This is a genomic window from Peribacillus folii (assembly GCF_030271255.1).
Lineage (GTDB): Bacteria > Bacillota > Bacilli > Bacillales > DSM-1321 > Peribacillus.
In genome coordinates this window covers 251,905-273,537 of record NZ_JASJOM010000007.1, presented here as the reverse complement: position 1 = coordinate 273,537, position 21,633 = coordinate 251,905, and the positions used below count along the sequence as shown (strand labels likewise).

21 protein-coding genes are annotated in these 21,633 nt (G+C 45.3%); 13 read left to right on the top strand and 8 right to left on the bottom strand.

Annotated features, from left to right (window positions below; all coding sequences use genetic code 11):
• Positions 1-10: 10 nt before the first annotated feature.
• Positions 11-1,210, top strand: a complete 1,200-nt coding sequence (locus QNI08_RS14115) for a class I SAM-dependent rRNA methyltransferase (protein ID WP_285768049.1) — start codon at positions 11-13, stop codon at positions 1,208-1,210.
• A gap of 78 nt (positions 1,211-1,288) precedes the next feature.
• Here the strand turns inward: QNI08_RS14115 and QNI08_RS14110 are convergent, their stop codons facing one another.
• Positions 1,289-1,960, bottom strand: coding sequence for a lysoplasmalogenase (locus tag QNI08_RS14110; protein WP_285768048.1), 672 nt, complete (start codon positions 1,958-1,960; stop codon positions 1,289-1,291).
• Positions 1,961-2,055: 95 nt separating this feature from the next.
• Entirely contained in the window at positions 2,056-3,324 is a 1,269-nt protein-coding gene (locus QNI08_RS14105; protein WP_285768047.1) for a dicarboxylate/amino acid:cation symporter, read from the bottom strand.
• A 164-nt stretch (positions 3,325-3,488) separates the two neighbouring features.
• Between QNI08_RS14105 and QNI08_RS14100 the strand changes: the two genes are divergently transcribed.
• On the top strand, positions 3,489-4,310 hold the full coding sequence (locus QNI08_RS14100; RefSeq protein WP_285768046.1) for an alpha/beta fold hydrolase: 822 nt from the start codon (positions 3,489-3,491) through the stop codon (positions 4,308-4,310).
• A gap of 193 nt (positions 4,311-4,503) precedes the next feature.
• Here QNI08_RS14100 and QNI08_RS14095 read toward each other — a convergent pair whose 3' ends face one another.
• The 3 genes from QNI08_RS14095 to QNI08_RS14085 all read right to left on the bottom strand — a co-directional run bounded on the left by QNI08_RS14095 (position 4,504) and on the right by QNI08_RS14085 (position 7,221).
• On the bottom strand, positions 4,504-5,460 hold the full coding sequence (locus QNI08_RS14095; protein WP_285768045.1) for a class F sortase: 957 nt from the start codon (positions 5,458-5,460) through the stop codon (positions 4,504-4,506).
• Between the two features lie 98 nt (positions 5,461-5,558).
• Positions 5,559-6,905 carry a copper amine oxidase gene (locus QNI08_RS14090; protein WP_285768044.1) on the bottom strand — a complete coding sequence of 449 codons (1,347 nt, stop codon included), beginning with the start codon at positions 6,903-6,905 and terminating at the stop codon, positions 5,559-5,561.
• 178 nt (positions 6,906-7,083) lie between these two features.
• Positions 7,084-7,221, bottom strand: coding sequence for a hypothetical protein (locus tag QNI08_RS14085; protein WP_285768043.1), 138 nt, complete (start codon positions 7,219-7,221; stop codon positions 7,084-7,086).
• A 320-nt stretch (positions 7,222-7,541) separates the two neighbouring features.
• On the opposite strand from QNI08_RS14085, the gene QNI08_RS14080 reads away from it, so the two are divergent.
• On the top strand, positions 7,542-8,297 hold the full coding sequence (locus QNI08_RS14080) for a threonine/serine exporter family protein (RefSeq protein WP_285768042.1): 756 nt from the start codon (positions 7,542-7,544) through the stop codon (positions 8,295-8,297).
• An 18-nt stretch (positions 8,298-8,315) separates the two neighbouring features.
• Positions 8,316-8,762, top strand: a complete 447-nt coding sequence (locus QNI08_RS14075; protein ID WP_285768041.1) for a threonine/serine exporter family protein — start codon at positions 8,316-8,318, stop codon at positions 8,760-8,762.
• A 75-nt stretch (positions 8,763-8,837) separates the two neighbouring features.
• Here QNI08_RS14075 and QNI08_RS14070 read toward each other — a convergent pair whose 3' ends face one another.
• On the bottom strand, positions 8,838-10,376 hold the full coding sequence (locus QNI08_RS14070) for a solute symporter family protein (RefSeq protein ID WP_285768040.1): 1,539 nt from the start codon (positions 10,374-10,376) through the stop codon (positions 8,838-8,840).
• Between the two features lie 12 nt (positions 10,377-10,388).
• Entirely contained in the window at positions 10,389-10,748 is a 360-nt protein-coding gene (locus QNI08_RS14065; protein ID WP_483313777.1) for a DUF485 domain-containing protein, read from the bottom strand.
• 265 nt (positions 10,749-11,013) lie between these two features.
• Here QNI08_RS14065 and QNI08_RS14060 point away from each other — a divergent pair, with 265 nt between their 5' ends.
• The 9 genes from QNI08_RS14060 to QNI08_RS14020 all read left to right on the top strand — a co-directional run bounded on the left by QNI08_RS14060 (position 11,014) and on the right by QNI08_RS14020 (position 19,856).
• Positions 11,014-11,976, top strand: a complete 963-nt coding sequence (locus QNI08_RS14060) for an HlyD family efflux transporter periplasmic adaptor subunit (RefSeq protein ID WP_285768038.1) — start codon at positions 11,014-11,016, stop codon at positions 11,974-11,976.
• Between the two features lies 1 nt (position 11,977).
• Complete coding sequence (locus tag QNI08_RS14055) at positions 11,978-12,718, top strand: ABC transporter ATP-binding protein (protein WP_285768037.1); 741 nt, start codon at positions 11,978-11,980, stop codon at positions 12,716-12,718.
• The gene (locus tag QNI08_RS14050) at positions 12,651-13,835 is read left to right on the top strand and encodes an ABC transporter permease (RefSeq protein ID WP_285768122.1); all 1,185 of its coding nucleotides are present in this window, start codon (positions 12,651-12,653) and stop codon (positions 13,833-13,835) included. The genes QNI08_RS14055 and QNI08_RS14050 overlap by 68 nt, the downstream gene beginning before the upstream one ends.
• Before the next feature lie 108 nt (positions 13,836-13,943).
• A complete protein-coding gene (locus QNI08_RS14045; protein ID WP_285768036.1) occupies positions 13,944-14,615 on the top strand; it encodes a response regulator transcription factor in 672 nt (223 codons plus the stop codon).
• Positions 14,616-14,625: 10 nt separating this feature from the next.
• A complete protein-coding gene (locus QNI08_RS14040) occupies positions 14,626-15,864 on the top strand; it encodes a sensor histidine kinase (protein WP_285768035.1) in 1,239 nt (412 codons plus the stop codon).
• 108 nt (positions 15,865-15,972) lie between these two features.
• Positions 15,973-16,422, top strand: a complete 450-nt coding sequence (locus tag QNI08_RS14035; protein ID WP_285768034.1) for a hypothetical protein — start codon at positions 15,973-15,975, stop codon at positions 16,420-16,422.
• A 261-nt stretch (positions 16,423-16,683) separates the two neighbouring features.
• The gene (locus QNI08_RS14030) at positions 16,684-17,868 is read left to right on the top strand and encodes a NupC/NupG family nucleoside CNT transporter (protein ID WP_285768033.1); all 1,185 of its coding nucleotides are present in this window, start codon (positions 16,684-16,686) and stop codon (positions 17,866-17,868) included.
• Positions 17,869-18,021: 153 nt separating this feature from the next.
• Complete coding sequence (gene msrB / locus QNI08_RS14025; protein ID WP_285768032.1) at positions 18,022-18,975, top strand: peptide-methionine (R)-S-oxide reductase MsrB; 954 nt, start codon at positions 18,022-18,024, stop codon at positions 18,973-18,975.
• A 23-nt stretch (positions 18,976-18,998) separates the two neighbouring features.
• Positions 18,999-19,856, top strand: a complete 858-nt coding sequence (locus tag QNI08_RS14020) for an STAS domain-containing protein (RefSeq protein ID WP_285768031.1) — start codon at positions 18,999-19,001, stop codon at positions 19,854-19,856.
• A 46-nt stretch (positions 19,857-19,902) separates the two neighbouring features.
• On the opposite strand, the gene QNI08_RS14015 is transcribed toward QNI08_RS14020, so the two are convergent.
• Positions 19,903-21,555, bottom strand: coding sequence for a glutamine--tRNA ligase/YqeY domain fusion protein (locus QNI08_RS14015; protein WP_285768030.1), 1,653 nt, complete (start codon positions 21,553-21,555; stop codon positions 19,903-19,905).
• Positions 21,556-21,633 lie beyond the last annotated feature (78 nt).

The window sequence follows — 21,633 nt, the reverse complement described above, 5'->3', positions numbered from 1 at the left end:
GATGATATAGATGGGAAAAGAAATAGATATAAAAGTGAAAGCCAAGTATGCAAGCAAAATGGGCAAGGGCTTTCCGCTGATCGCTAAAGAGTCGATATCCAATCTTCATGATCTTCAGGAAGAGGGGGCTTTAGTGCGTTTGGTGGATGAGAATAAACGCTTCCTCGCAAAGGGATATTACGGGAAACAAAATAAGGGCTATGGCTGGGTATTGACCAAAAGTGAAAATGAAAAAATCGATCAACCCTTTTTTAGTGGGAAGATCCAGGCAGCCGTTGAATTCCGTAACCCTTATTTCAAAGATCCTGAGACGACCGCTTTCCGTGTGTTTAACGGGGAGGGCGATGGAATTGGCGGTTTGATCATCGATCATTATGACGGTCACTATGTCATCAGCTGGTATAGCAAAGGGATTTATTCATTCAAAGATTACATCATCAAGGCATTGCAGGATACCGTCGAGGTCAAATCGATTTATCAGAAGAAACGCTTTGATACAAAGGGTCAGTATGTCGATGAAGATGATTTCGTCATGGGCGAGCAACCGGAATTTCCGCTTCTTGTAAAGGAAAACGGAGTCCAGTTCGCTGTTTATTTGAATGATGGGGCCATGGTCGGTGTCTTCCTTGATCAGCGCGAGGTCAGGCGCAAAATCCGTGATGAATACGCAAAAGGGAAAACGGTGCTGAATATGTTTTCCTATACGGGGGCATTTTCCGTGTTTGCCGCTTTGGGCGGTGCGATAAAAACAACGAGTGTCGATCTTGCCAACCGCAGTTTACCGAAGACGATCGAACAGTTCAGCGTGAACGGAATAGATCCTGAAACACAGAACATCGTGGTGATGGATGTATTCAAGTATTTTAAATATGCAGTGAAGAAAGAGTTGAAATTCGACTTGGTCATCCTCGATCCGCCGAGCTTTGCCAAATCGAAGAAGTTTACGTTCAGTGCCGGCAAAGACTATACGAATCTATTGAAGGACACCATTGCCATTACAGAGGATAACGGAGTCATCATCGCTTCGACTAATTGCAGCACGTTTGATATGAAAAAATTCAGGAGCTTCATCGATGCAGCCTTCAGGGAAAGTAATGGGACGTATGAAATCATCGAGCAATTCTCATTGCCTTCCGATTTCAAAACGCGTCCGGAATATAAGGAAGGCAACTATTTAAAAGTGGTCTTCATCAGGAAAATAAAAGGCTGAAAAAAGGCATTCACCGCTCAATTCGAGCGGTGAATGCCTTTTTCATTGTTTCATGTGGAACGAACCGACATCGTCATGCTATTGGCTGGGCGTTTCATTTTTCAAACCATTCACAAAACCGAATGAAGCGTCTTTGCGAATGCTTGAAGCGATGAAAAACTGGGCGGCATAATAGGTAAGCATGATCAGTGGACCGGAAAAAGCAATAACGTCAATGAATTTGTTCCAAGCTAAGATGGAATCGGAAATCACGAACAGAATCCCGCCGATGATTGCAGCGGTATTTCTGGTCATGATCGCCGTCCAGCCCATGAGGGAGATGACCGTCACATAACCGATCACAGGGAAGATGAGACCATTGTCACCTGTTTCAATTAAAGAAAAGATGATTTCACGGCCTATCACAGTGGAGTAAAGGGTAATCGGCAAAATCGTTGCGAATCGAAGCCAGGAAAAGCTCCATGACTTCAGGAAGGCCGCAATATAGAAAAGATGGCCGATCAAGAAGGCGGAAAGACCGATAAGAAACCAAATCAACAAGCCATCTCCAAGCATGCAAAAGAATAGACCAAGGAGTATTAAGGTTTGGTATATATTCCTTGTTCCTCCTATTTTGCTGGCGTAAAGCAAAATCAATAACATCGGAATCACTTTGCAGAGGATTTTCAAAAGCATGGGTTCTTCAGGTATGACGAAAATATAAGCCAGTCCCGTTATAAGGATCGCCGCAGGCAACCATTTCATGAACATAATATCCCCTCTCTTCCCTGTTACATTCTATGCAACCGGAAGGAACCCCTTTCTCATAAAAAAAAAGACGCCTGGAAAACCAGGCGTCCGTTCAATCATACGGCAGAATCTTCTTTAATAAAAGCTTGCTTTAACCAGTTCTTGCCCTCGACGAGCCGGGACACGAGCATGGCACAAACTGTGTTTCCTGTTGAGTTCAGCAGTGTAGCAGGTGCATCGATAATCGTGGATATAACCGCAATGATCGGCAACACTTCAACCGGGAAGCCGAATACACTGAGAATCAGCATTTCCCCGATCATCCCTCCTCCAGGAATGGCACCCATGACAGCACCAACCAAAAAGGCAACGGCAAGGATGCTTAATATGCTGGAAATACTGGTCATATCCTTACCGAATAAGCTGAATAGGAATACGATTTTCAGAATGCCGCCAAATACGGATCCATCCTTATGAGTGTTGGCTCCGAGAGGAATGACCGTTTCCGCGATATCCTTTGGCACGCCCATTTTCTTGACTGATTCCAGGTTGACTGGAATGGATGCGGCACTGGAGCACGTAGCGATGGCTGTAATGGAAGGTGCCAAGGCATTTTTCCAAAAGAGTTTGACGCCATCCTTCCCACCTGCGATAAAGGCATACAAAGTGAAGAAGCCAAAATAATAAATCAAGGCTAAGACGAGATAAAGAACGAAGGTACGGGCATAGCCTTCCAAAATCTGCGGACCGAGCTGTCCGATGATCGTCGCAAAATAAGCGCCAAGCCCAATAGGTGCATAGTACATGACGATCTTCACGACCTTCATCATGACAGCCGTACCAGCTGTCAAAAATTCAGTGATCGGTCTAGCCTTCTCGCCGACAAGTGCAGTCGAAAGTCCAATTAACACCGAGAAAACGATAAGCTGGAGCATATTGCTTCTCGAGAATAGTTCCGGAAAATCAGAAACGGTCACAGTGTTGACCAGTTGACTGAAGAAAGAAACCTCTTCAACCTTTTCCTCAGGGGAACTGTTTTCCATCAATTCTTTGATGGCTGACGTATCTGTGCCTTCGAGTGGGTTGATGATGGTTGTCCCAATGAAACCAATCACGGCAGCCAAAGCGGCTGTCGTCAGGAAAACGATCACGATGCTGCCCATGATTTTGCCTAAGCGATTCATCCCGCTCATATTGGCAATGGCCGAAGCGATGCTAAAAAACACCAAGGGGACGATGATTGTGAACATCAGATTTAGGAATAAGTCTCCCAACGGCTGGATGACAGATGTTTTCTCACCGAAAACGACGCCCGCTATCCCACCGATAATGATGGCAGTGAGTAGGATTAATGAGGATCGATAGTTTTTAAAAAAGCTCTTCATGAAAAATTCCGTCCTTTCAGGATGAAGATAACAATGAAAATATACTTCATTATCAACTTTAGCTGGAGGTTTGACAATATATTTTTAAAGGAAGGAATGTTAAAAGGCGATACGCAATACATAATAAGAAGGATATTTAAAAAATAGCGGTGAGGAGGGGGATTATGCCATTTTTTGATGTGGATAAGGATGTCCGGCTGTTTTATGAAGAAAAAGGGCAAGGGAGGCCAATCATTTTTATCCATGGAGTGTGGATGAGCAGCCGCTTCTTTACAAAGCAGCTTCGATATTTCTCACAAAAACATCGCACGATTTTACTTGATTTAAGGAGCCATGGCCAGTCAAACCAGGTTCATTATGGAAATACCGTCTCCGTTTATGCCAAGGACCTTCATGCGTTCCTTACTGAACGGGGCTTGAAGGATGTCATCCTTGTAGGCTGGTCGATGGGGGCTTTTGTCGTCTGGGATTACTTGAAGCAATTCGGCGGGGGGAATGTCCATTCAACCGTGATAGTCGATGAGCTGGCCTCTGATTTTAAATGGCCTGACTTCGAGATAGGTGCATTTGATATTGGCACATTGATAGCCTTCATGACGGAGATCCAAACGAATCGCACCCCGTTTTTACGAGCTTTCCTGGCCTCGATGTTTAAGAACGAATTAACCGAGGCTGATGCAGCCTGGATGCTCGAGGAAGTGACGAGAATGCCTGAATCGATTGCCAGCAGCATCCTGTTCGACCAATCAATCGTCGATTATCGTGAATTCCTGCCGCAAATCAATGTTCCCACCCTTCTTTGTTTTGGCAGGCAAGAAAAGGTGATCCCGGTTGCTGCAGGTGAGCATTTGCATGAACAGATCCCGGATTCCCGACTCGTGATCTTCGAAGATAGCTGCCATTGTCCTTTTTTGGAAGAAAGCGATTTGTTTAATAAAACCGTGGAGGACTTCATTCAAAAGGGGTTGGGGAAGGTGGGAGGATAAGCGTTTTCCTTGTTTGCGTTGGCTCTCGGAAGGTGCGCTTAAGTGACTCCTTATCCAGGGATCTCGCATCTTCTAGCGAACGGGAGCTGACCATAGTGGAGGACGGCAAAAGGAAAAGGACCGGTCCGGTGCAATGCCGAACACAATCCTTGATAAAGGTATCTAAAGTTCACTTTTAATAGTGGGCTTTTTATCATTTGGCAATGCTGGACGGAGTGGATTCCTGGCCATATTCATTAACTGCTGTTACATAGTAAAGAGCTTTAGAGGCGTTTTTATCTACATAACTTTTACGTTCATACTCAGATATGCTCCCGATATGCGTGAAGGTCCCTCCAGGCTCTTTTTTGTAAATCCGGTAGCCAATGATATTCCCTTCCCGGACGGCATACCAGGTTAACAAATTACCGCTTATCTTTACATTCGCCGGTGCATCAGGAAGTTGCGCTTCCCTTTCAAGCTGCATTGCTTCGTCCGATTTTAGTTCTGTATAAACGACCAATCGTTCTTGATGCGTCCCTTTCGATCGATCGAAGGTGCCTGTGCATGTTATCAAATTCAATTGGCGCCCTTTGCTATATCCGAAGATTTCGTTAAGGGGGGCTTTGTCTCGTGGGTAGCTTTTCTTTTTTTTCACCACAAATGTAAGTTTTGTTCCTTGTTTGTCTGTAACTGTAATTTCATCGCCTGTTTCGAGGTCTTTCAAATGATAGAAAATGGCGGGTCCTGTCTTGCTATCCACATGCCCAGCCAATATAGCATTGCCTTTCGCCCCTGGTTTTGCACCAGGCTCAAACCAAGCGACACCGTCTTCAGTGGAAGGGGCAGCCATTTCACCTGTTTCCAATAAACCGACCTGCTCAATTGAAGCATCCACTTCAATTGAAGGTATGGTTACATGTGTCGGGATTATCCCGGTGAATTTTTTATTGAGCTGTTCCTTTTCTGTATCATGCTCCTTTAGTACCGTGAATTCCTCTGCAAGCGTGAGACGATTTTTGACATCTTCTTTTTTTGTTTCTTTAACTTGTTTCCTATCCTGCCCTTCCGTTTCCGATGCTTGAACTATAAATTGCTTCACATAAGTCGCTCCGCTGACCAATATGATGGCAATCAAGATAAAGCAAGCGGCATGAATTAGTTTATTCATATCATGACCTCCCTTCTATCACTCAAGTTGAAAAAAAAAAGAGAGAATGAACTCTCTTTTTTTCATTATTATATAGTGTAAGGAAAATTTGGTATTTCTTATTTAGACAGTTTTCTTTTACGTACGACCACGACTGCCATTAACGCTGCTAATGAACCTAACGCTGTCCACATGATTGTCAGTGGGTTCGTTGTTTGTTCGGAAGCACCGCCCATGCCTGTTTTCGGCATATCGGATGGCATCGCCGTTCCGGCAAACTTGTCTGGGTTTTGTTTGACGATGGCATCGCCAAGCGCTTGACCGACACCAAACATTAATTTGTACCCTTCACGGTATGTGTCATAGCTGCCGGCATAGTCGCCCGCTACGTATTGTTCAAATGTTTTGATGACAGTATCTTCATGTGCTTTAACCGCTTCTTGAGCTGCCTTCGTTGGCAGATTCTCTCCTGTTGCACTGCCTAGGAATGTACCAAACTCTTGTGCAAACTTATGGAGCTTATCTTTTGCTGCCTGCTCGCCTGCTTCATCACCCTTTATTTGTGCACTTACGAATTCAGCTTGTGCATTGATGTGATCTCCCTGCCAGATTTTTTCGAATTGGGCAGCGCCTTCATCACCATACACTGAACCGATTGCCGCTTTGAAATCAGCTGTATTGGCATTTTCGGACCAACCGATATAGTCATAGTCCTTTGCCCCTTCGAAGCCTTTTTGCATGCCCATTGTGGCTAAAGCAAAGTGTTCAGCTGCCAAACTGTTCAATGTAGAACGTAAATCAGCGGCAGGTGTGTCCGCTTTTGAATTTTCAAATTTATCCGGCATTTGCGTTACAATAGAAGTGGATAGCGCTTTACTGATGTCGAACATATGCTGGAAGCCTTCACGATATGTTTTGGCAGCACCTTCATAATCGCCTTCTACGTAGTCTTCAAATGTTTCTTTTACTTGGTCTTCATGCATGCGAAGCGCTTCTTTGGCTGCAGCTTCAGGGAGTTTACCTTCAGTGGCTGTACTTAAAAACTTCGCAAATTCATTTACGAATTGTTCAACTTCTTTATCAACTTCTGCCATGGCAGCTTCGTCTTTATCCTTTGTCGCTTTCACGAAATCATCTGTATAGTTATTATGCTCCCGGAAAATCCTCTCGAATTCGGCAGCGCCTTTTTCTCCATAAATGGAGGCAATGGCCGGTTCCATATCAACGGCATTTTGATCCAGCGCTTTGAATGCTTCGTCTGCATCTTTAGATCCCTCGTACGCCGTTGTCATGGCTGCTACCGCCAATGTGAAGTGTTCGGATAATAAGTAGTCCAGGTCAGCCCGTAAATCGGCTGCCGGTGTAACGGCTGTTGGCTTCATTTCCTCAGCACTCACATTTGCCATCGTTGGCATTAACAATGAAGCACCTAAAACAGGGATGATCAATTTTTTACTGAATCTCATTTTATCCACTCTCCTCATTCATTCTGTTTAACTCCGTTTTTCTTTACACCTAATAAACGGGGAGAGGGATGGGTTTGGATCACTTTTTTTAAAAAATGAATTTATTTTTTTATTTTCATGGACTAATAGCCGTGGTTTCCGGCTATTATGGCCTTGCCCAATATGAATAAAAACCGTGCTACTTCTTATCTCTGATTTCCTCTAAGACCTTTATGACACGAGTATTTTGTTCTTCGATATTCTTCAATCTTTTCTCAATGATATTTGAAGAAAAATATACGATAAGAAGAAGAGCCAATCCAACTAGAATTTCCATATTTCCCTCCTTTAAAAATGGCCGGCAGCCCAAATGGATTGAAAAGCTGAAATCAAGTCCACTAAAACCTTCCTGTTCCAATCGTATTCTACCACTAATATCCAAATATTATGGTTTTTTTAGGAAAGTGGCGTTCACAAATTCCTCGATATGAGTGGTTTTAGCCAGCAATAAAGGGAATACTGGAATAAAGATGAGCCTGAATGAACATTTTTATATCCTTTTCACGGGAATTGGGCTATTATGAGGTGGATTTAAGCGGATAAGTTCGTGATTCTTAGAATGAGAGAAACTCACGCGGAAGTGATGGAGAGGATAATATGGATGAACAGATACCATACAATGAAATTATAGATGTATGTTTACTTGCGGGGAAAATCATGCTCCAGAACGGAGCGGAAACCTCACGGGTGGAAGATACGATGGTCCGGATTGCCGCAGCGTTTGGGTGCGCGGATTCACACAGCTTCTCGACCCCGACGGGAATTATTTTTTCCCTGGACGGCATGCATCCAGCCTCCAAATTGATTCGGGTTTCAACGAGGTCCACGGATCTACACAAGGTAACCTTGGTCAATAGCATTTCCCGGAGCATCTCGAGCAAGGAAATGACACCAGCAGAGGCTTTTTCACGGTTAAAGCAAATAGAAAATGCGGGAATGGGGTATCCCCTCTGGGTCCAGATTTTTGCTGCCTTCATAGCGAGCGGTTGCTTTTTGATCATGTTCCAAGGGCAATGGAATGATTTCATCTGGTCCTGCATAGCGGGAGGCATGGGCTTTTCCTGTCTGCTTTATTTACATAGGCTGCTGGAGGTTCGTTTTTTTGCTGAATTCATCGCCTCTTTGGTGGTGGGCTTGGTTGCCATGTTCTTTGTGTACATCGGCGTAGGAAGTCACTTGGACACGATCATCATCGGTGCAGTGATGCCGCTTGTTCCAGGGCTGTTAATTACGAATGCAGCCAGGGATTTGATTGCTGGGCATTTGGTTTCGGGACTTTCCAAGGGAGCGGATGCAGGTTTGACCGCTTTAGCGATCGGGGCAGGGATATCGGCTGCGTTTGTGTTCTTATGATTTTAGGGAGGAGAAAGGATGTTAGCACAGCTTATAACAAGTTTCATTGCCTCAGCCGCCTTTGGAGTCATCTTTAATGTACCGAAAAGCTCCTTGTTCCAATGTGGATGTGTTGGGATGATTGGATGGATCTTATACTATGTCTTGGTTCAAAATGAGATAGACAGCATCATGGCGACGCTGTCCGCGGCCTTTGTCGTGGCGGTCATCAGCCAGTATTTTGCTAAAAGATTCAAAACGCCGATCACGATATTCAATGTATCGGGAATCATTCCCCTCGTGCCTGGAGGTCTGTCATATAATGCAATGAAGCATTTTGTCGTCAATGACTTTTATGTAGCGGTTCAAATGGCAGCCAAGGTTTTCATGCTGGCGGGTGCCATTGCGATGGGACTGATTTTTGCGGAAGTGATGAACCAATTGGTAATCAAGTACAATAGAAGAAAGATGAGATTGAGGAATTAGGCAAAAAAGAAAGGCGAGCAGGCGCTGAGGCCTGTTCGCCTTTCTTTTTTTGTATTTCAAAATAATGATTTACCGTTACAAGGGATCTTTCATTCCCGTGTTGGCCGTCACCAAAATTTCGTCATATTTTTTGGCATCGGCTTTCTTGCTAGAGAGCAATGTTCCGGCTATGGCGGCAATGAAGCCGATGGGAATCGAAATGATGCCTGGATTGGCAAGCGGGAATATTGGTTCGCCGACGAATATGGCCGCACCCTCTATAGGGGACCAGACATTGGGGCTAAGGAAAACAAGAATTAAAGAACTGGCCAGCCCGACAATCATCCCTGTGACAGCTCCGGCCGTGTTAAAGCGTTTCCAGAATACCGTGAAGATGATGATGGGCAGATTGGCACTGGCAGCCACTGCAAAGGCAAGGGACACAAGGAAAGCGACATTCATGTTTTGGGCAAACAACGCAAGGATGATGGAAAGGATCGATACCCCAATCGATGCCCAACGAGCTGCAACGACTTGTTCTTTGTCTGTGGCCTGGCCTTTGCGAATGATATGGCCATAAAAGTCATGGGCAAAGGCAGAGGCAGCCGATAGGACGAGTCCGGCGACAACGGCCAAGATGGTGGCGAAGGCAACTGCAGAAACGAAGGCGAACAGGAAGTCGCCGCCGATGGCATCGGCAAGCAGCGGGGCGGCCATATTCCCTGCAGCATTCGCAGCAATGATTTTGTCATAACCAACGAAAGCCGCCGCTCCGAATCCAAGGAAAATCGTCATGATATAAAAGATGCCGATGATCCATGTGGCATATACGACCGACTTTCTGGCGGTAATCGCGTCTTTTACCGTGAAGAACCGGATGAGAATATGAGGAAGTCCCGCTGTCCCGAGGACGAGCGCCAAATTAAGCGAAAGGGTATCCAATGGATCCTTGAATTTATTCCCCGGATTGAGGAAATCACCGCCTAAAGGGGTTGCGGTTTTCATCTGTTTGAACATCTCGATCACGCTAAAGTCGAATTTTGCCAACACGATCAAGGAGATGATGAATGTACCAGCCATCAATAACACGGCTTTGACGATCTGGACCCAACTGGTTGCCGTCATCCCGCCGAAAACTACGTAAACGGTCATTAAAATCCCTACGATGATGACCGAGTACAGATAATCAATTCCGAGTAAAAGTTTTATGAGGGCACCTGCACCGACAAGCTGGGCGATCATATAAAAAGTGGATATGGAAATGGTGTTAAGCGCAGCGACCCCGCGCACCTTTTTCTCATTGAAGCGGGCAGCAATCATGTCCGCCAAGGTATATTTGCCAAGATTACGCAGCGGTTCGGCAACGATATAGAGGACGACCAGGTAGGCGACAAGAAATCCGATGCTGTAGAAAAAACCATCGAACCCGGATAGTGCGACCATCCCGGCGATGCCAAGAAAGGAGGCAGCAGACATATAATCACCTGCAATCGCCCAGCCATTCTGCCAACCGGAGAGGCTGCTGTCCGCCGTATAAAAGTCGGCGGTCGTTTTTGTGCGCCGTGAAGCAAAATAGGTAATCACCAATGTTAAGCCAACAATGAGTAAAAATAAGATGAAAGCGAGCATATTCATGATTTTCCACCCTTACCCTTTCGCTTCTTTAACGATTTTTTCAACTAATTGGTCAAAATGTGCTGCTTTCTTCGAATATAGAATGCATAAGGTCCAAGTCATGATGAACTGGGCAAAAGCAAAGACCCACGCCCAGCTGATGCCACCAAAGGCATTGGAGTTAAGAACTTTCGAATAGGAAGTAAGGATAGGTAAGGTGAAATAAAAGACCATGAAAAAAATGGATAGCGGAACGATGAAATTGCGTTTTTTCCTCAGCAGCTCTTGAAAAGAATGGGTTTGGACGATTTTGCTGTAGTCTGCGGAAGCACTTACTTCCGCTTGTTTTGCAATGGAATCGTTTGTTGCCAAAGTGGTTCCCCCTTCATTCATTCAAATTTGGTGCAGATTTCCAATTTTTGTGGTACCAGCCTTTAGTATATATTTATCTGAATATATTGTAAATTCAAATTTTACAAATCGTTCCTTTTTCCTTCGACACGAATGGATTATAAATATTGGCGAATGGCCACATTACCGGAGAGTAGGCTTTCAAGCGCAAAGCCCAATTTGCATACGTTAAAACGACCCTTAAGGAAAAATTAAGCTTCGTTGGCGATACTGCTTTCAGCAAAGGAAATCTGAAAGGAGAAAAAAGATGAAAAAGTGGTTAATGCTTATTGCGGTATTGGTGCTCGTCATTGGGGGATCGGTTTGGTTTTTCATGAAGGAAAAAGCGGAGCCCGCTGCTGCGAGGTCAGTGACGGCCAAAGTAGAAAAGGGAGATCTTGAAGTCCAGATAAGCGGTTCGGGCTCTGTTGCTGCAGTCAATAGTGAGGACATCACTTCCTCGGTAACGGCAGAGGTGGATGAGGTGCTTGTAGAGAAGAATGAATTGGTGGAAAAGGGTGATGAACTGATTACTTTCACGGATGGAAGTGACCCGATAACCGCCCCATTCGATGGTACGGTAACCACATTGGATGTTGAGGCGGGCGACCGAATATCAGGCAGCGATGCGGTGGCACATGTTACGGATTATAAAAAGTTGAAAACAACGGTCAGTGTTGATGAACTGGATATCCCAAGCGTGAAAAAAGGACAAACGGTCGATATAAAAGCGAGTGCCTTCGAAGATGAAACGTTCACGGGGAAGGTGACCACTGTAGCAAAGGAAGGCACGTATGAAAATGGCGTCTCTTCATTCGATGTCACGATTCAAATCGACAAACCACGCGATATAAAAATTGGGATGTCGACAGAGGTGAGCATTTTGACGAATCATGCGAAAGATGTCCTGTACGTACCAATCGAAGCAGTCCAGAGCGATGGTGAAAAGAAATATGTCAATGTCCAGCAAGCAGGCGTAACGGATGTGGCTGCCGGTACTGGTACGAAAACCATGGTCGAGACCGGAATCAATAATGATAGATATATTGAATTAACTTCTGGACTGGAAGAGGGGCAGGAGATTTCGTTACCGATAACGATCTCCAATGAAAACCGGACAGGCGGCGGCTCCAATGGAATGAGGGGCGGCCAAGGGATGCAAATGCCTAGCGGCGGAGGAATGCAAATGCCTAGCGGAGGCGGAATGCCGAGCGACAGGGGAGGTCAGTAAAATGGCGAAACCCATCATCAACATCCAAAACATGTCCAAATCATATGAACTGGGCGGTGAAACCGTTAAGGCACTCCAGGACGTATGTCTTATCGTCAATAAAGGCGACTTCATTTCCATCATCGGTCCATCCGGTTCAGGGAAATCGACGTTCATGAATATGATAGGCTGCCTGGATAAACCTGATACAGGGAAATATCTTCTTGATGAAAAAGAAGTCGAAAAAATGAAGGACAATGAGTTAGCTGCCATTCGTAATATTAAAATCGGATTCATCTTTCAGAATTTCAATCTGTTGGCGAAGTTGACGGCGTTGGAAAATGTCGAGCTTCCCCTTGTCTATAGAGGCGTGGGCGTGAAGGAGAGAAGAGAAGCTGCCGTTGCCTGTCTTGATAGGGTAGGCCTGGGCGACCGGATGAATCATTTGCCGAATCAGCTTTCCGGCGGACAGCAGCAAAGGGTGGCAATCGCAAGGGCACTGGCGGGCAACCCTCCCGTTTTATTGGCGGACGAGCCGACGGGGGCGCTTGATAGTAAAACAAGTAAAGAAGTGCTCCAGATGCTGAAAGGTTTACACGAAAACGGACAAACGATCATCCTTATCACCCATGACCTGGAAGTGGCAAAGGAAGCCACTCGTGTCGCTCGGATCCAGGATGGACAGCTGTTTGAAAATGGGGGTGATTGGATTGAACCTGAGCGAATCGATGAAGATGGCCTTACGCTCTATCAAAACCAATAAGGTCCGTGCTTTTTTAACCATGCTTGGCATCATTATTGGCGTTGCCTCCGTCATTGTCCTCGTTTCGATCGGGCAAGGATCCTCACAGTCCGTTCAAGACGAGATCAATAGCCTGGGTACGAATCTATTGACGGTAAGCGTAGCCGATACGGATTCCGTGGAGCTGACGGAGAAGACGATCAATCAATTTAAGAAGCTTGACGGGATAACCGATGTCGCGCCTGTCGTCACGGGGCGCGTATATGCAAAAAACGGTCAAAATTCGGCACAGGTTTCCATGACAGGTGCCACTTCAGCGTATTTATCAGTTCGGGATCTGGAGCTTGGTCAAGGGCGCTTTTTGACGGATCTGGAAACGGAATTACGATCCAAGGTCGTTATCCTTGGATCGGATACGGCAAGCACGCTTTTTGAAAATCAAAACCCAATCGATCAAAACATTCTCATCGGCGGTGTTTCCTATCGGGTGATCGGTGTGCTGAAATCAGTAGGCACATCCATGGGCTCGAGCGGCGATGATGTAATCATTGCGCCGATCACCTCAGCCGAACGGGCAACGGGCAGCACGACGATCGGGACCATCTATCTAAAAGCCAAGAACGAGGAGATCGTGGAACGGGCGATGTACCAGGTTCAAGGTGTGATGACCACTTCATTCCCTGGTCAAAGTGATAATTATTCCGTAACCAATCAAGAAGATTTGATGGAAACGATGAGCTCCGTGTCCGGTACATTCACATTGATGCTTGGCGGCATTGCCAGCATTTCGCTGCTAGTGGGAGGCATTGGCATCATGAACATCATGTTGGTTTCCGTCTCTGAGAGGACGAAGGAAATCGGGATTCGAAAGGCAATCGGGGCGAACCAGAAATCGATCCTGCTCCAGTTTTTAATAGAAGCGATCGTCTTGAGCTGCTTTGGGGGATTGGCAGGAGTGGCAATCGGGTTGGGAATCGCAAAGTCGATTTCAGCTTTTTCCACATTATCGATAAGCTATTCATGGCCAGTGACTCTGCTTGCCTTCTTATTCTCGATATTGATCGGGGTGATCTTTGGTGTGTTCCCTGCCAATAAGGCATCGAAATTGAATCCGATCCAGGCACTGCACCACGAATAGCATACAAATTTTAAAGAAAGCGGCTATGGATATGTCCGCTTTCTTTTGTATTTGAAAAAGGATAAAATCAACATAAATAGCATGTGAAACGGTCAGGGGGAACTCTTCATGAAGATTTTGGTGGTGGAAGATAATGCGTCATTATTGGAATCGATCCGGCAAATTCTGGCGGATGAATACGAAGTCGATACAGAGACAAATGGGGAGGATGGGCTGTTCATGGCCCTGCAAGGCATTTACGATATCATCCTATTGGACGTGATGCTTCCGGGAATGGATGGATTCGAAATCGTCCGGAAGATCAGGGAGGCAAAAATCGATACAAGCGTATTGTTCTTGACGGCAAAGGACGGCTTGGAGGATCGTGTCAAGGGCCTTGAGACGGGCGGTGATGATTACTTGGTCAAACCATTCCAGGCTCCGGAGCTTAAGGCAAGGATTCGCGCACTTCTTCGCAGAAGCGGCATCATAACGCTTTCCCAGCATGTGAAGTACCGTGGAATCGAATTGCTGGAAAAAGAAAAGGATATTTCGGTCGATGGGAAGGTCATCAAGATGACCGTGAAGCAGTACGAACTATTAGAGTACCTCATTCAAAACAAGGGGAAAATATTGACCCGTGAGCAAATTTTTGACCGTATTTGGGGATTCGACTCGGATACGACGATTGCGATTGTCGAAGTGTTCATCCATCATCTTAGGAAAAAGCTGGAACCCTTCAATTACCATAAGGACATTCAAACCGTCAGGGGCATTGGTTATATGCTAAAACAACCATAAGGGGATCATTATGTTCCAAAAAACAAGACTTCAACTAACTTTATTGAATTCGATCGTTTTTATTGTCTTGATAGCCATATTAAGCCGCACGATTTACTTTTATACGGAAAATCAAATCTATAGGGATGTCAATGATTCACTGAAAAAGGATTATAGGGGCTTCATCAGTGGAGGCATGCCCGGAGGACGACCGCAGGGTGAATTTCTCCTGGGACCGGGTCCGAGTGTCATCGTTTGGGGACCGGAAGATACGATCATCGAGCCTAGACTTAGCGTGGACGATTACTTCAAGGTCAATGAATCGAAATTTCACCCTGGTAAATTTGATGAGATTGAAGAAATACCAGTGAATGGCTACACGTATCGCGCTCTTTCCACCAAGGTCGATACCGATTATGGAGAGTTGATCGTACAATTCATCAGGAATGTCGATTCCGAAAAAGATATGCTCGATCGCCTGCTGCTCATATTGATCGTTGGCGGGGGCATTGGCAGCTTGGTGGCAGTTGGAGCCGGCTATCTATTGGCAGGACGGGCCCTTATTCCGGTAAAACGCTCATGGGATCAACAGCAGCAGTTTGTTTCGGATGCTTCCCATGAAATCCGCACACCGCTTGCCGTCATACAATCAAGGGCTGATTTGTTATTCCAATCACCGAATGCGACAATCGAGGAAAAAGCCGTCGATATATCGATCATTTCAAAGGAAGTCCGCCGCTTGAATAAGCTTGTTAACGGACTTTTGACCTTGACCAGGACCGATTCGAATCAGGTCCAGGTGAATAAAGCGAATTTTTTTCTCGACGACTTACTTATGGATATCGTGGAACAGTATACTGATATAGCTTCTTTTCAAGAAAAAACCATCATCAGCCATGCTCCTGAACAGGTGGTGTTTCATGGGGACAAAGAAAGGATGCATCAGCTCTTGGTGATTCTTGTCGATAATGCGATGAAGTTCACGGATGCGGGCGGGGAGATTTCCCTATCCTGCGCCAAGAATGCATCATCGATCATTCTTTCTGTCGAAGATAATGGAATGGGTATCCCGCAGGAAGAACTTCCTTTGATTTTCAACCGATTTTATCAAGTGGAACAATCTCGTTCAGCAAATGAAGGATCCGGTTTAGGGCTATCGATAGCCAAATGGATTGTACAAGCGCATCAAGGGAACATCAAGGTTACGAGTGAACAAAATGTCCGAACGCGATTTGAAATCGTATTTCCGAGGAACCAAAAGAAAATGTAGGTCTGGCTGAAATGCCTTAATTTTTCCCAAGCAGCTTAAGGAAAAATTAAGGTGTTTTTTTAATAATCATTATCAGACAAACATTTTTTTGGAGAAGGGGAATCATCAATGATGAATAAACTTGGTAAAATGCGTTTTTTGATGGCGACCGTGGCTTTTGTCCTTTTAATCGTCCAAGCGGTGATCGGTATCATGATGTTCGTCGATAGCGACGATGCACCCATGAAAAACCAAGCGATGGCGGGGCAGCCTGCAGATCGCGACACGGGGGCAGCAGACAATTCGTTAAACGGTGGTGAAGCCGAAGGGGAGGGTGCCGCAACCGACTCAAATGATGCGAGCGGCAATATCGGCACTCCTCCTCAGGCTAGGGGAGATGGCAGCGGAACGCCAGGAGAGATGCCAAACTTCGGGGGCTTCCAACGAGGCAGCTCTCTTGCTGGAAAATACATTGATTTTTATCAAGGGGCAGGCGGCTTGGCTTCATCCATCACCCTCCTTTTAATTGGAGGAGCTGGAATCGTTACTTCGTTAATGGCGAGAAAGACAACAGCCTGAAAATCCTACATGCCTTTTTAAAAAATGGGAAGGTTCCTCAGGAAGGGACCTTCCTTATTTATGGGAAAATCAAACTTGTAACTAATTGCCATTTTTAAAAGAGAAATAATGATTGCACTTCAAAATATTTTAGTTTAATATATAGTTCTAAAGAGGTACGTACAACTATTTTGGATGAAAGAGAAAACGTTTGCATAAATTTTTTGAGGGTACCCTACTATTAATGCACGAACATTAAATTCACCTTAGTGGAGGCAGAATATGAAATTTCTGATTGCTATTTTAGGACTGCTTATTGTTTTTGGACTAGCTTTATTAGTGAGTAGTGACCGGAAGAAGGTTAAAATTAAACCGATTATCTTCATGGTGATCATTCAGCTTATTTTGACCTATCTTTTATTGAATACGAAGTTCGGGTTAGTGATCATTAACTCGATTGCCGATGGCTTTGGAAAGCTTCTGGAATGGGCAAATGAAGGGATTAGCTTCGTATTTGGCGGCATTGCAAATGATGGAGCAGCACCGTTCTTTTTAAATGTTCTTCTTCCCATCGTGTTCATCTCGGCATTGATCGGGATCTTACAGCACTTTAAAATCCTGCCATTCATCATGAAGTGGATCGGGTTACTGTTAAGCAAGATAAATGGAATGGGTAAATTGGAATCCTACAATGCGGTCGCATCCGCAATCGTCGGACAATCCGAGGTTTTCATAACCTTGAAAAAACAGCTTGGTGCCATTCCGCCAGCACGGATGTATACACTTTGTGCCTCAGCAATGTCAACGGTATCGATGTCGATCGTCGGTGCTTACATGACGATGATTGAACCGAAGTATGTCGTGACGGCAATTGTCATCAATATGTTTGGCGGATTCATCATTGCATCGATCATCAACCCTTATACGGTAACGGATGATGATGATATCCTTGTCGTTGAAGAAGGGGCGGAAAAGCAGTCTTTCTTCGAAATGCTTGGGGAATATATCATGGATGGCTTTAAAGTGGCCATGACGGTTGCAGCGATGCTTATCGGGTTCGTTGCCCTGATTGCAGGAATCAACAGCTTATTCGATATGATCATCGGCATCAGCTTCCAGGAAATCCTCGGCTATATCTTTGCTCCATTTGCCTTCATTATGGGTGTTCCGATTTCAGAAGCCGTGACGGCTGGCGGAATCATGGCGACAAAGCTAGTGACGAATGAATTCGTTGCGATGCTGAGCTTAGGGGATGCCGCAAAGGCGTTAAGTGATCGTACAATTGGGATCGTATCCGTTTTCTTGGTTTCCTTTGCGAATTTTTCTTCCATTGGAATCATTGCTGGTGCAGTTAAAGGCCTTCATGAAAAGCAAGGGAATGTCGTTGCTCGTTTCGGCCTGAAGCTTCTTTATGGTGCGACGCTTGTCAGCATCCTATCAGCGATCATCGTCAGTGTGATTATTTAAGTACCACATTTTTTGAATGGAAAGCGGATTTATCATGAGAGGCACTTGGAATTACTTCTAAGTGCCTCTTTCGTATAGCGAAATCGAAGGGGTATCGGCGTATTGGTATATAATACATAAAATGACTTGTCACGGAGAGGGTGTTGGCGGACAATGAATGAGAATGAAACGGCTATCTTTGCAGGAGGTTGTTTTTGGTGCATGGTCGCTCCCTTTGATGAAACAGAGGGAATCATCGAGGTGACATCAGGCTATACGGGCGGTGTTGCGCCCAACCCGAGTTATAAACAAGTGATCGCCGGATCGACTGATCATGTTGAAGCGGTTCAGGTCGTATTCGATCCAACGATCATTTCCTTTAAAGAATTAGTAGAGATATTTTGGCGCCAGATCGATCCAACGGATGACAGCGGCCAGTTTTCCGATAGAGGGCAGTCATACAAGGCAGCCATATTCTATCATAATGAACGCCAAAAACGGGAAGCGATGCAATCAAAGGAAGAATTGAGGATGAGCGGGCGGTTCAAAAAGCCGATCGTCACCAATATTTTACCAGCAGGAACTTTTTACGCAGCAGAGGAGTATCATCAACAATTCCACCGGAAAAATCAGTTTCGCTATGCCTTATATCACAAAGGCTCAGGACGGGAAGCCTTCATGAAACAACATTGGCCTAAGGATAACACCCATCTTAGAGATATTTTGACCGATATCCAGTTTTATGTCACCCAGGAAAATGGTACGGAGTCACCTTTTGATAATGCCTATTGGAATCACTTTAAAGAAGGCATCTATGTCGATGTCGTTTCTGGGGAGCCTCTATTCTGTTCTCGGGACAAGTATGATAGCGGATGTGGCTGGCCAAGCTTCACGAAGCCCATCATGTCGGCAAGCGTCCATGAAAAAGTCGATCTCAGCCATCGAATGACCCGCACGGAGGTGCGCAGCAGGGATGCCGATTCCCATCTTGGCCACGTATTCCCTGACGGACCAGGACCAAAAGGGACAAGGTATTGCATGAACTCCGCCGCCCTTCGCTTCATTCCAAGAGTTGATATGGAAAAAGAGGGGTATGGCGATTTATTGTTGCTTTTTAAGGTGAAATAAATTTTGGAGATAGGGGAACAAAAATGGAAAAAGTAGATGAAATTTTATATCGCTATATCCTTGATCATTCATCAACGATTACGGAAAAATGGCTGTCTTTAAGGGAAAAGCAGGCTGGTTCGATCTATTCCGTGGATACCGATGCAAAAGTCGAGGAGCTTCTGAGGAAGCAGAATACGTTGACGATCAAGACCGTGACAAGTGCTTTGCTTGAAGATAAAAGTTCCTTTATTGAAAATATGGAGGAATGGGCCATAATGGTCGCGAAAAGCAGGGTTGAATCGGACACGCCCATATACGAGGTGCTGGAAGCGCTTAATAAAGTAAGGGAAACTTACTGGGACTTCATAACGGACCATATGCTTAAGGATGATAATAACATTTCGAAGGATATGATCATTCGGTGGAGCCGGCTTTTTAACCAGGCATTCGATCAATTGAATCGTGAGTTCACTGAGCAATATTATCTGTTGACCAAAAAACGGCTGCTCGCTCAGCAGAACTTGATCAATGAATTGGGATCGCCTATCATCCCGATTGTTGACGCCATGGCTGTATTGCCGCTGATTGGGGAAATCGACACCTACCGGGCTAAGGAAATCCTGGATACGACTCCCAGCAAGTGCATCAGCAAAAATGTATCTCACCTTTTCATCGATTTGTCGGGGGTCACGCTATTGGATACGATGGTTGCCCAACAAGTCTTTGAATTGATAAGCACCCTGAATTTATTAGGCATAAAATCGACCATATCCGGAATTCGTCCGGAGGTTGCCCAGACGGCGATCCAGCTAGGGCTTGATTTCAGCCAGGTTTCGACCTATAGCACGTTAAAGCAGGCGCTTTCCAAGCAAGGAATCCAGCTTTACGAGCATGTATGAACAGGAAAAAGAACCAGTGCCCGCGGGGCCTGGTTCTCTTTTTTGGTTACAGCTTGAATGAACTTTTCAATCCGACAATTTGGTTGAATACCAGGTGATCGGCCTTCGTGAGCTTTGGATCGACATTATAGTAGCCATGCCTGAAAAATTGGAATTTATCCTGAGGCTGTACATCTTTCATATTGGGCTCGGCGAAGCCTTGTAGAATTTCAATCGATTCCGGATTGACCCGCTCCAGGAATGTTTTTTCTTCTTCATCGTCCGCTGCGGAATCCAAGATCAAGGGTTGGTAGTTGCGGAATTCCGCTGGAATTGCTTGCGAAGCCTCGACCCAGTGCAATGTCCCTTTTACCTTGCGTCCAGTGAAGCCGGATCCGCTTTTCGTTTCCACGTCATATGTGCAGTGAAGCTCAATGACATTGCCAGCATCGTCTTTTATCACTTCTTCACATTTAATGAAATAAGCGTGCTTTAAACGGACTTCATTGCCCGGGAAAAGACGGAAGTATTTTTTTGGCGGATTTTCCATGAAATCGTCTTGTTCGATATAGATTTCACGAGAGAATGGGATTTTGCGCATGCCCATTTCCGGAACTTCCGGATTGATTTCAGCATCCAGCCATTCAACCTCGCCTTCCGGATAATTGGTGATGACGACCTTAAGCGGGTTCAACACAGCCATCGTCCGTGGGGCCTTCAGCTTTAAATCCTCCCGTACGAAATGATCGAGCATTTGGGAGTCCACGACACCGCTTGTTTTCGCGACGCCAATCTCTTGGCAGAATGCCCGAATGGCTTCAGGGGTATACCCGCGCCTGCGCAAGCCTGAGATGGTTGGCATCCGGGGATCGTCCCAGCCGTCCACGAAGCGTTCGTCGACCAGTTGTTTCAGTTTTCGCTTGCTCATTACGGTATTGGTCAGATTAAGGCGGCCAAATTCATATTGCTGCGGTTTACTTTCCATTTCACAATTTTCGACGATCCAGTCATAAAGCGGACGTTGATCCTCGAACTCAAGAGTACAAATCGAGTGTGTGACTCCTTCGATGGCGTCTTCTATCGGGTGGGCAAAGGCATACATCGGGTAAATGCACCACTTATTTCCCGTGTTATGGTGCTCGATATGGGAAATGCGGTAGATAACCGGATCGCGCAGGTTAATGTTCGGCGAGCTCATATCGATTTTGGCACGCAGCACCTTTTCACCGTTCCCGAACTCACCGTTACGCATCTTTTCAAATAAATCAAGATTTTCCTCGACCGTTCGATTGCGGTAGGGGCTGTCTTTTCCAGGCTCTGTCAGCGTTCCGCGGAATTCCCGAATTTGATCGGCATTAAGGTCGTCCACGTACGCCAACCCTTTATTGATGAGCAGCACAGCTCTTTTAAACATTTCATCGAAATAGTCGGAAGCGAAGAAAAGATTGTCCCAATCGTAGCCGAGCCATTTAACGTCTTCCTTGATGGAATTGACATATTCGATGTCCTCCTTCAATGGATTGGTATCATCGAAGCGCAGGTTCGTTTTCCCGTTGAAATCATCCGCCACCCCAAAATTCAAAATGATCGATTTGGCGTGCCCGATATGTAAATATCCATTTGGCTCAGGAGGGAAGCGGGTGATGATATGATCATGTTTTCCGGTCTCCAGATCATCTTTTATGATCGTTTTAATAAAATTCGAAGCGTTATTTTCCAACTGAATTCGACCTCTTTCATTTATATACTTCTTTTAATTTTACCTGTATATATACCATAAATACAGATATTTTTCCAT

Coding starts and splice junctions, on each gene's coding strand:
- msrB (WP_285768032.1), top strand. CDS start 18,022: ATGAATGAGAATGAAACGGCTATCTTTGCAGGAGGTTGTTTTTGGTGC.
- QNI08_RS14115 (WP_285768049.1), top strand. CDS start 11: ATGGGAAAAGAAATAGATATAAAAGTGAAAGCCAAGTATGCAAGCAAA.
- QNI08_RS14080 (WP_285768042.1), top strand. CDS start 7,542: ATGGATGAACAGATACCATACAATGAAATTATAGATGTATGTTTACTT.
- QNI08_RS14100 (WP_285768046.1), top strand. CDS start 3,489: ATGCCATTTTTTGATGTGGATAAGGATGTCCGGCTGTTTTATGAAGAA.
- QNI08_RS14045 (WP_285768036.1), top strand. CDS start 13,944: ATGAAGATTTTGGTGGTGGAAGATAATGCGTCATTATTGGAATCGATC.
- QNI08_RS14035 (WP_285768034.1), top strand. CDS start 15,973: ATGATGAATAAACTTGGTAAAATGCGTTTTTTGATGGCGACCGTGGCT.
- QNI08_RS14090 (WP_285768044.1), bottom strand. CDS start 6,905: ATGAGATTCAGTAAAAAATTGATCATCCCTGTTTTAGGTGCTTCATTG.
- QNI08_RS14060 (WP_285768038.1), top strand. CDS start 11,014: ATGAAAAAGTGGTTAATGCTTATTGCGGTATTGGTGCTCGTCATTGGG.
- QNI08_RS14055 (WP_285768037.1), top strand. CDS start 11,978: ATGGCGAAACCCATCATCAACATCCAAAACATGTCCAAATCATATGAA.
- QNI08_RS14085 (WP_285768043.1), bottom strand. CDS start 7,221: ATGGAAATTCTAGTTGGATTGGCTCTTCTTCTTATCGTATATTTTTCT.
- QNI08_RS14050 (WP_285768122.1), top strand. CDS start 12,651: ATGGGGGTGATTGGATTGAACCTGAGCGAATCGATGAAGATGGCCTTA.
- QNI08_RS14030 (WP_285768033.1), top strand. CDS start 16,684: ATGAAATTTCTGATTGCTATTTTAGGACTGCTTATTGTTTTTGGACTA.
- QNI08_RS14020 (WP_285768031.1), top strand. CDS start 18,999: ATGGAAAAAGTAGATGAAATTTTATATCGCTATATCCTTGATCATTCA.
- QNI08_RS14105 (WP_285768047.1), bottom strand. CDS start 3,324: ATGAAGAGCTTTTTTAAAAACTATCGATCCTCATTAATCCTACTCACT.
- QNI08_RS14070 (WP_285768040.1), bottom strand. CDS start 10,376: ATGAATATGCTCGCTTTCATCTTATTTTTACTCATTGTTGGCTTAACA.
- QNI08_RS14040 (WP_285768035.1), top strand. CDS start 14,626: ATGTTCCAAAAAACAAGACTTCAACTAACTTTATTGAATTCGATCGTT.
- QNI08_RS14075 (WP_285768041.1), top strand. CDS start 8,316: ATGTTAGCACAGCTTATAACAAGTTTCATTGCCTCAGCCGCCTTTGGA.
- QNI08_RS14095 (WP_285768045.1), bottom strand. CDS start 5,460: ATGAATAAACTAATTCATGCCGCTTGCTTTATCTTGATTGCCATCATA.
- QNI08_RS14065 (WP_483313777.1), bottom strand. CDS start 10,748: ATGAATGAAGGGGGAACCACTTTGGCAACAAACGATTCCATTGCAAAA.
- QNI08_RS14110 (WP_285768048.1), bottom strand. CDS start 1,960: ATGTTCATGAAATGGTTGCCTGCGGCGATCCTTATAACGGGACTGGCT.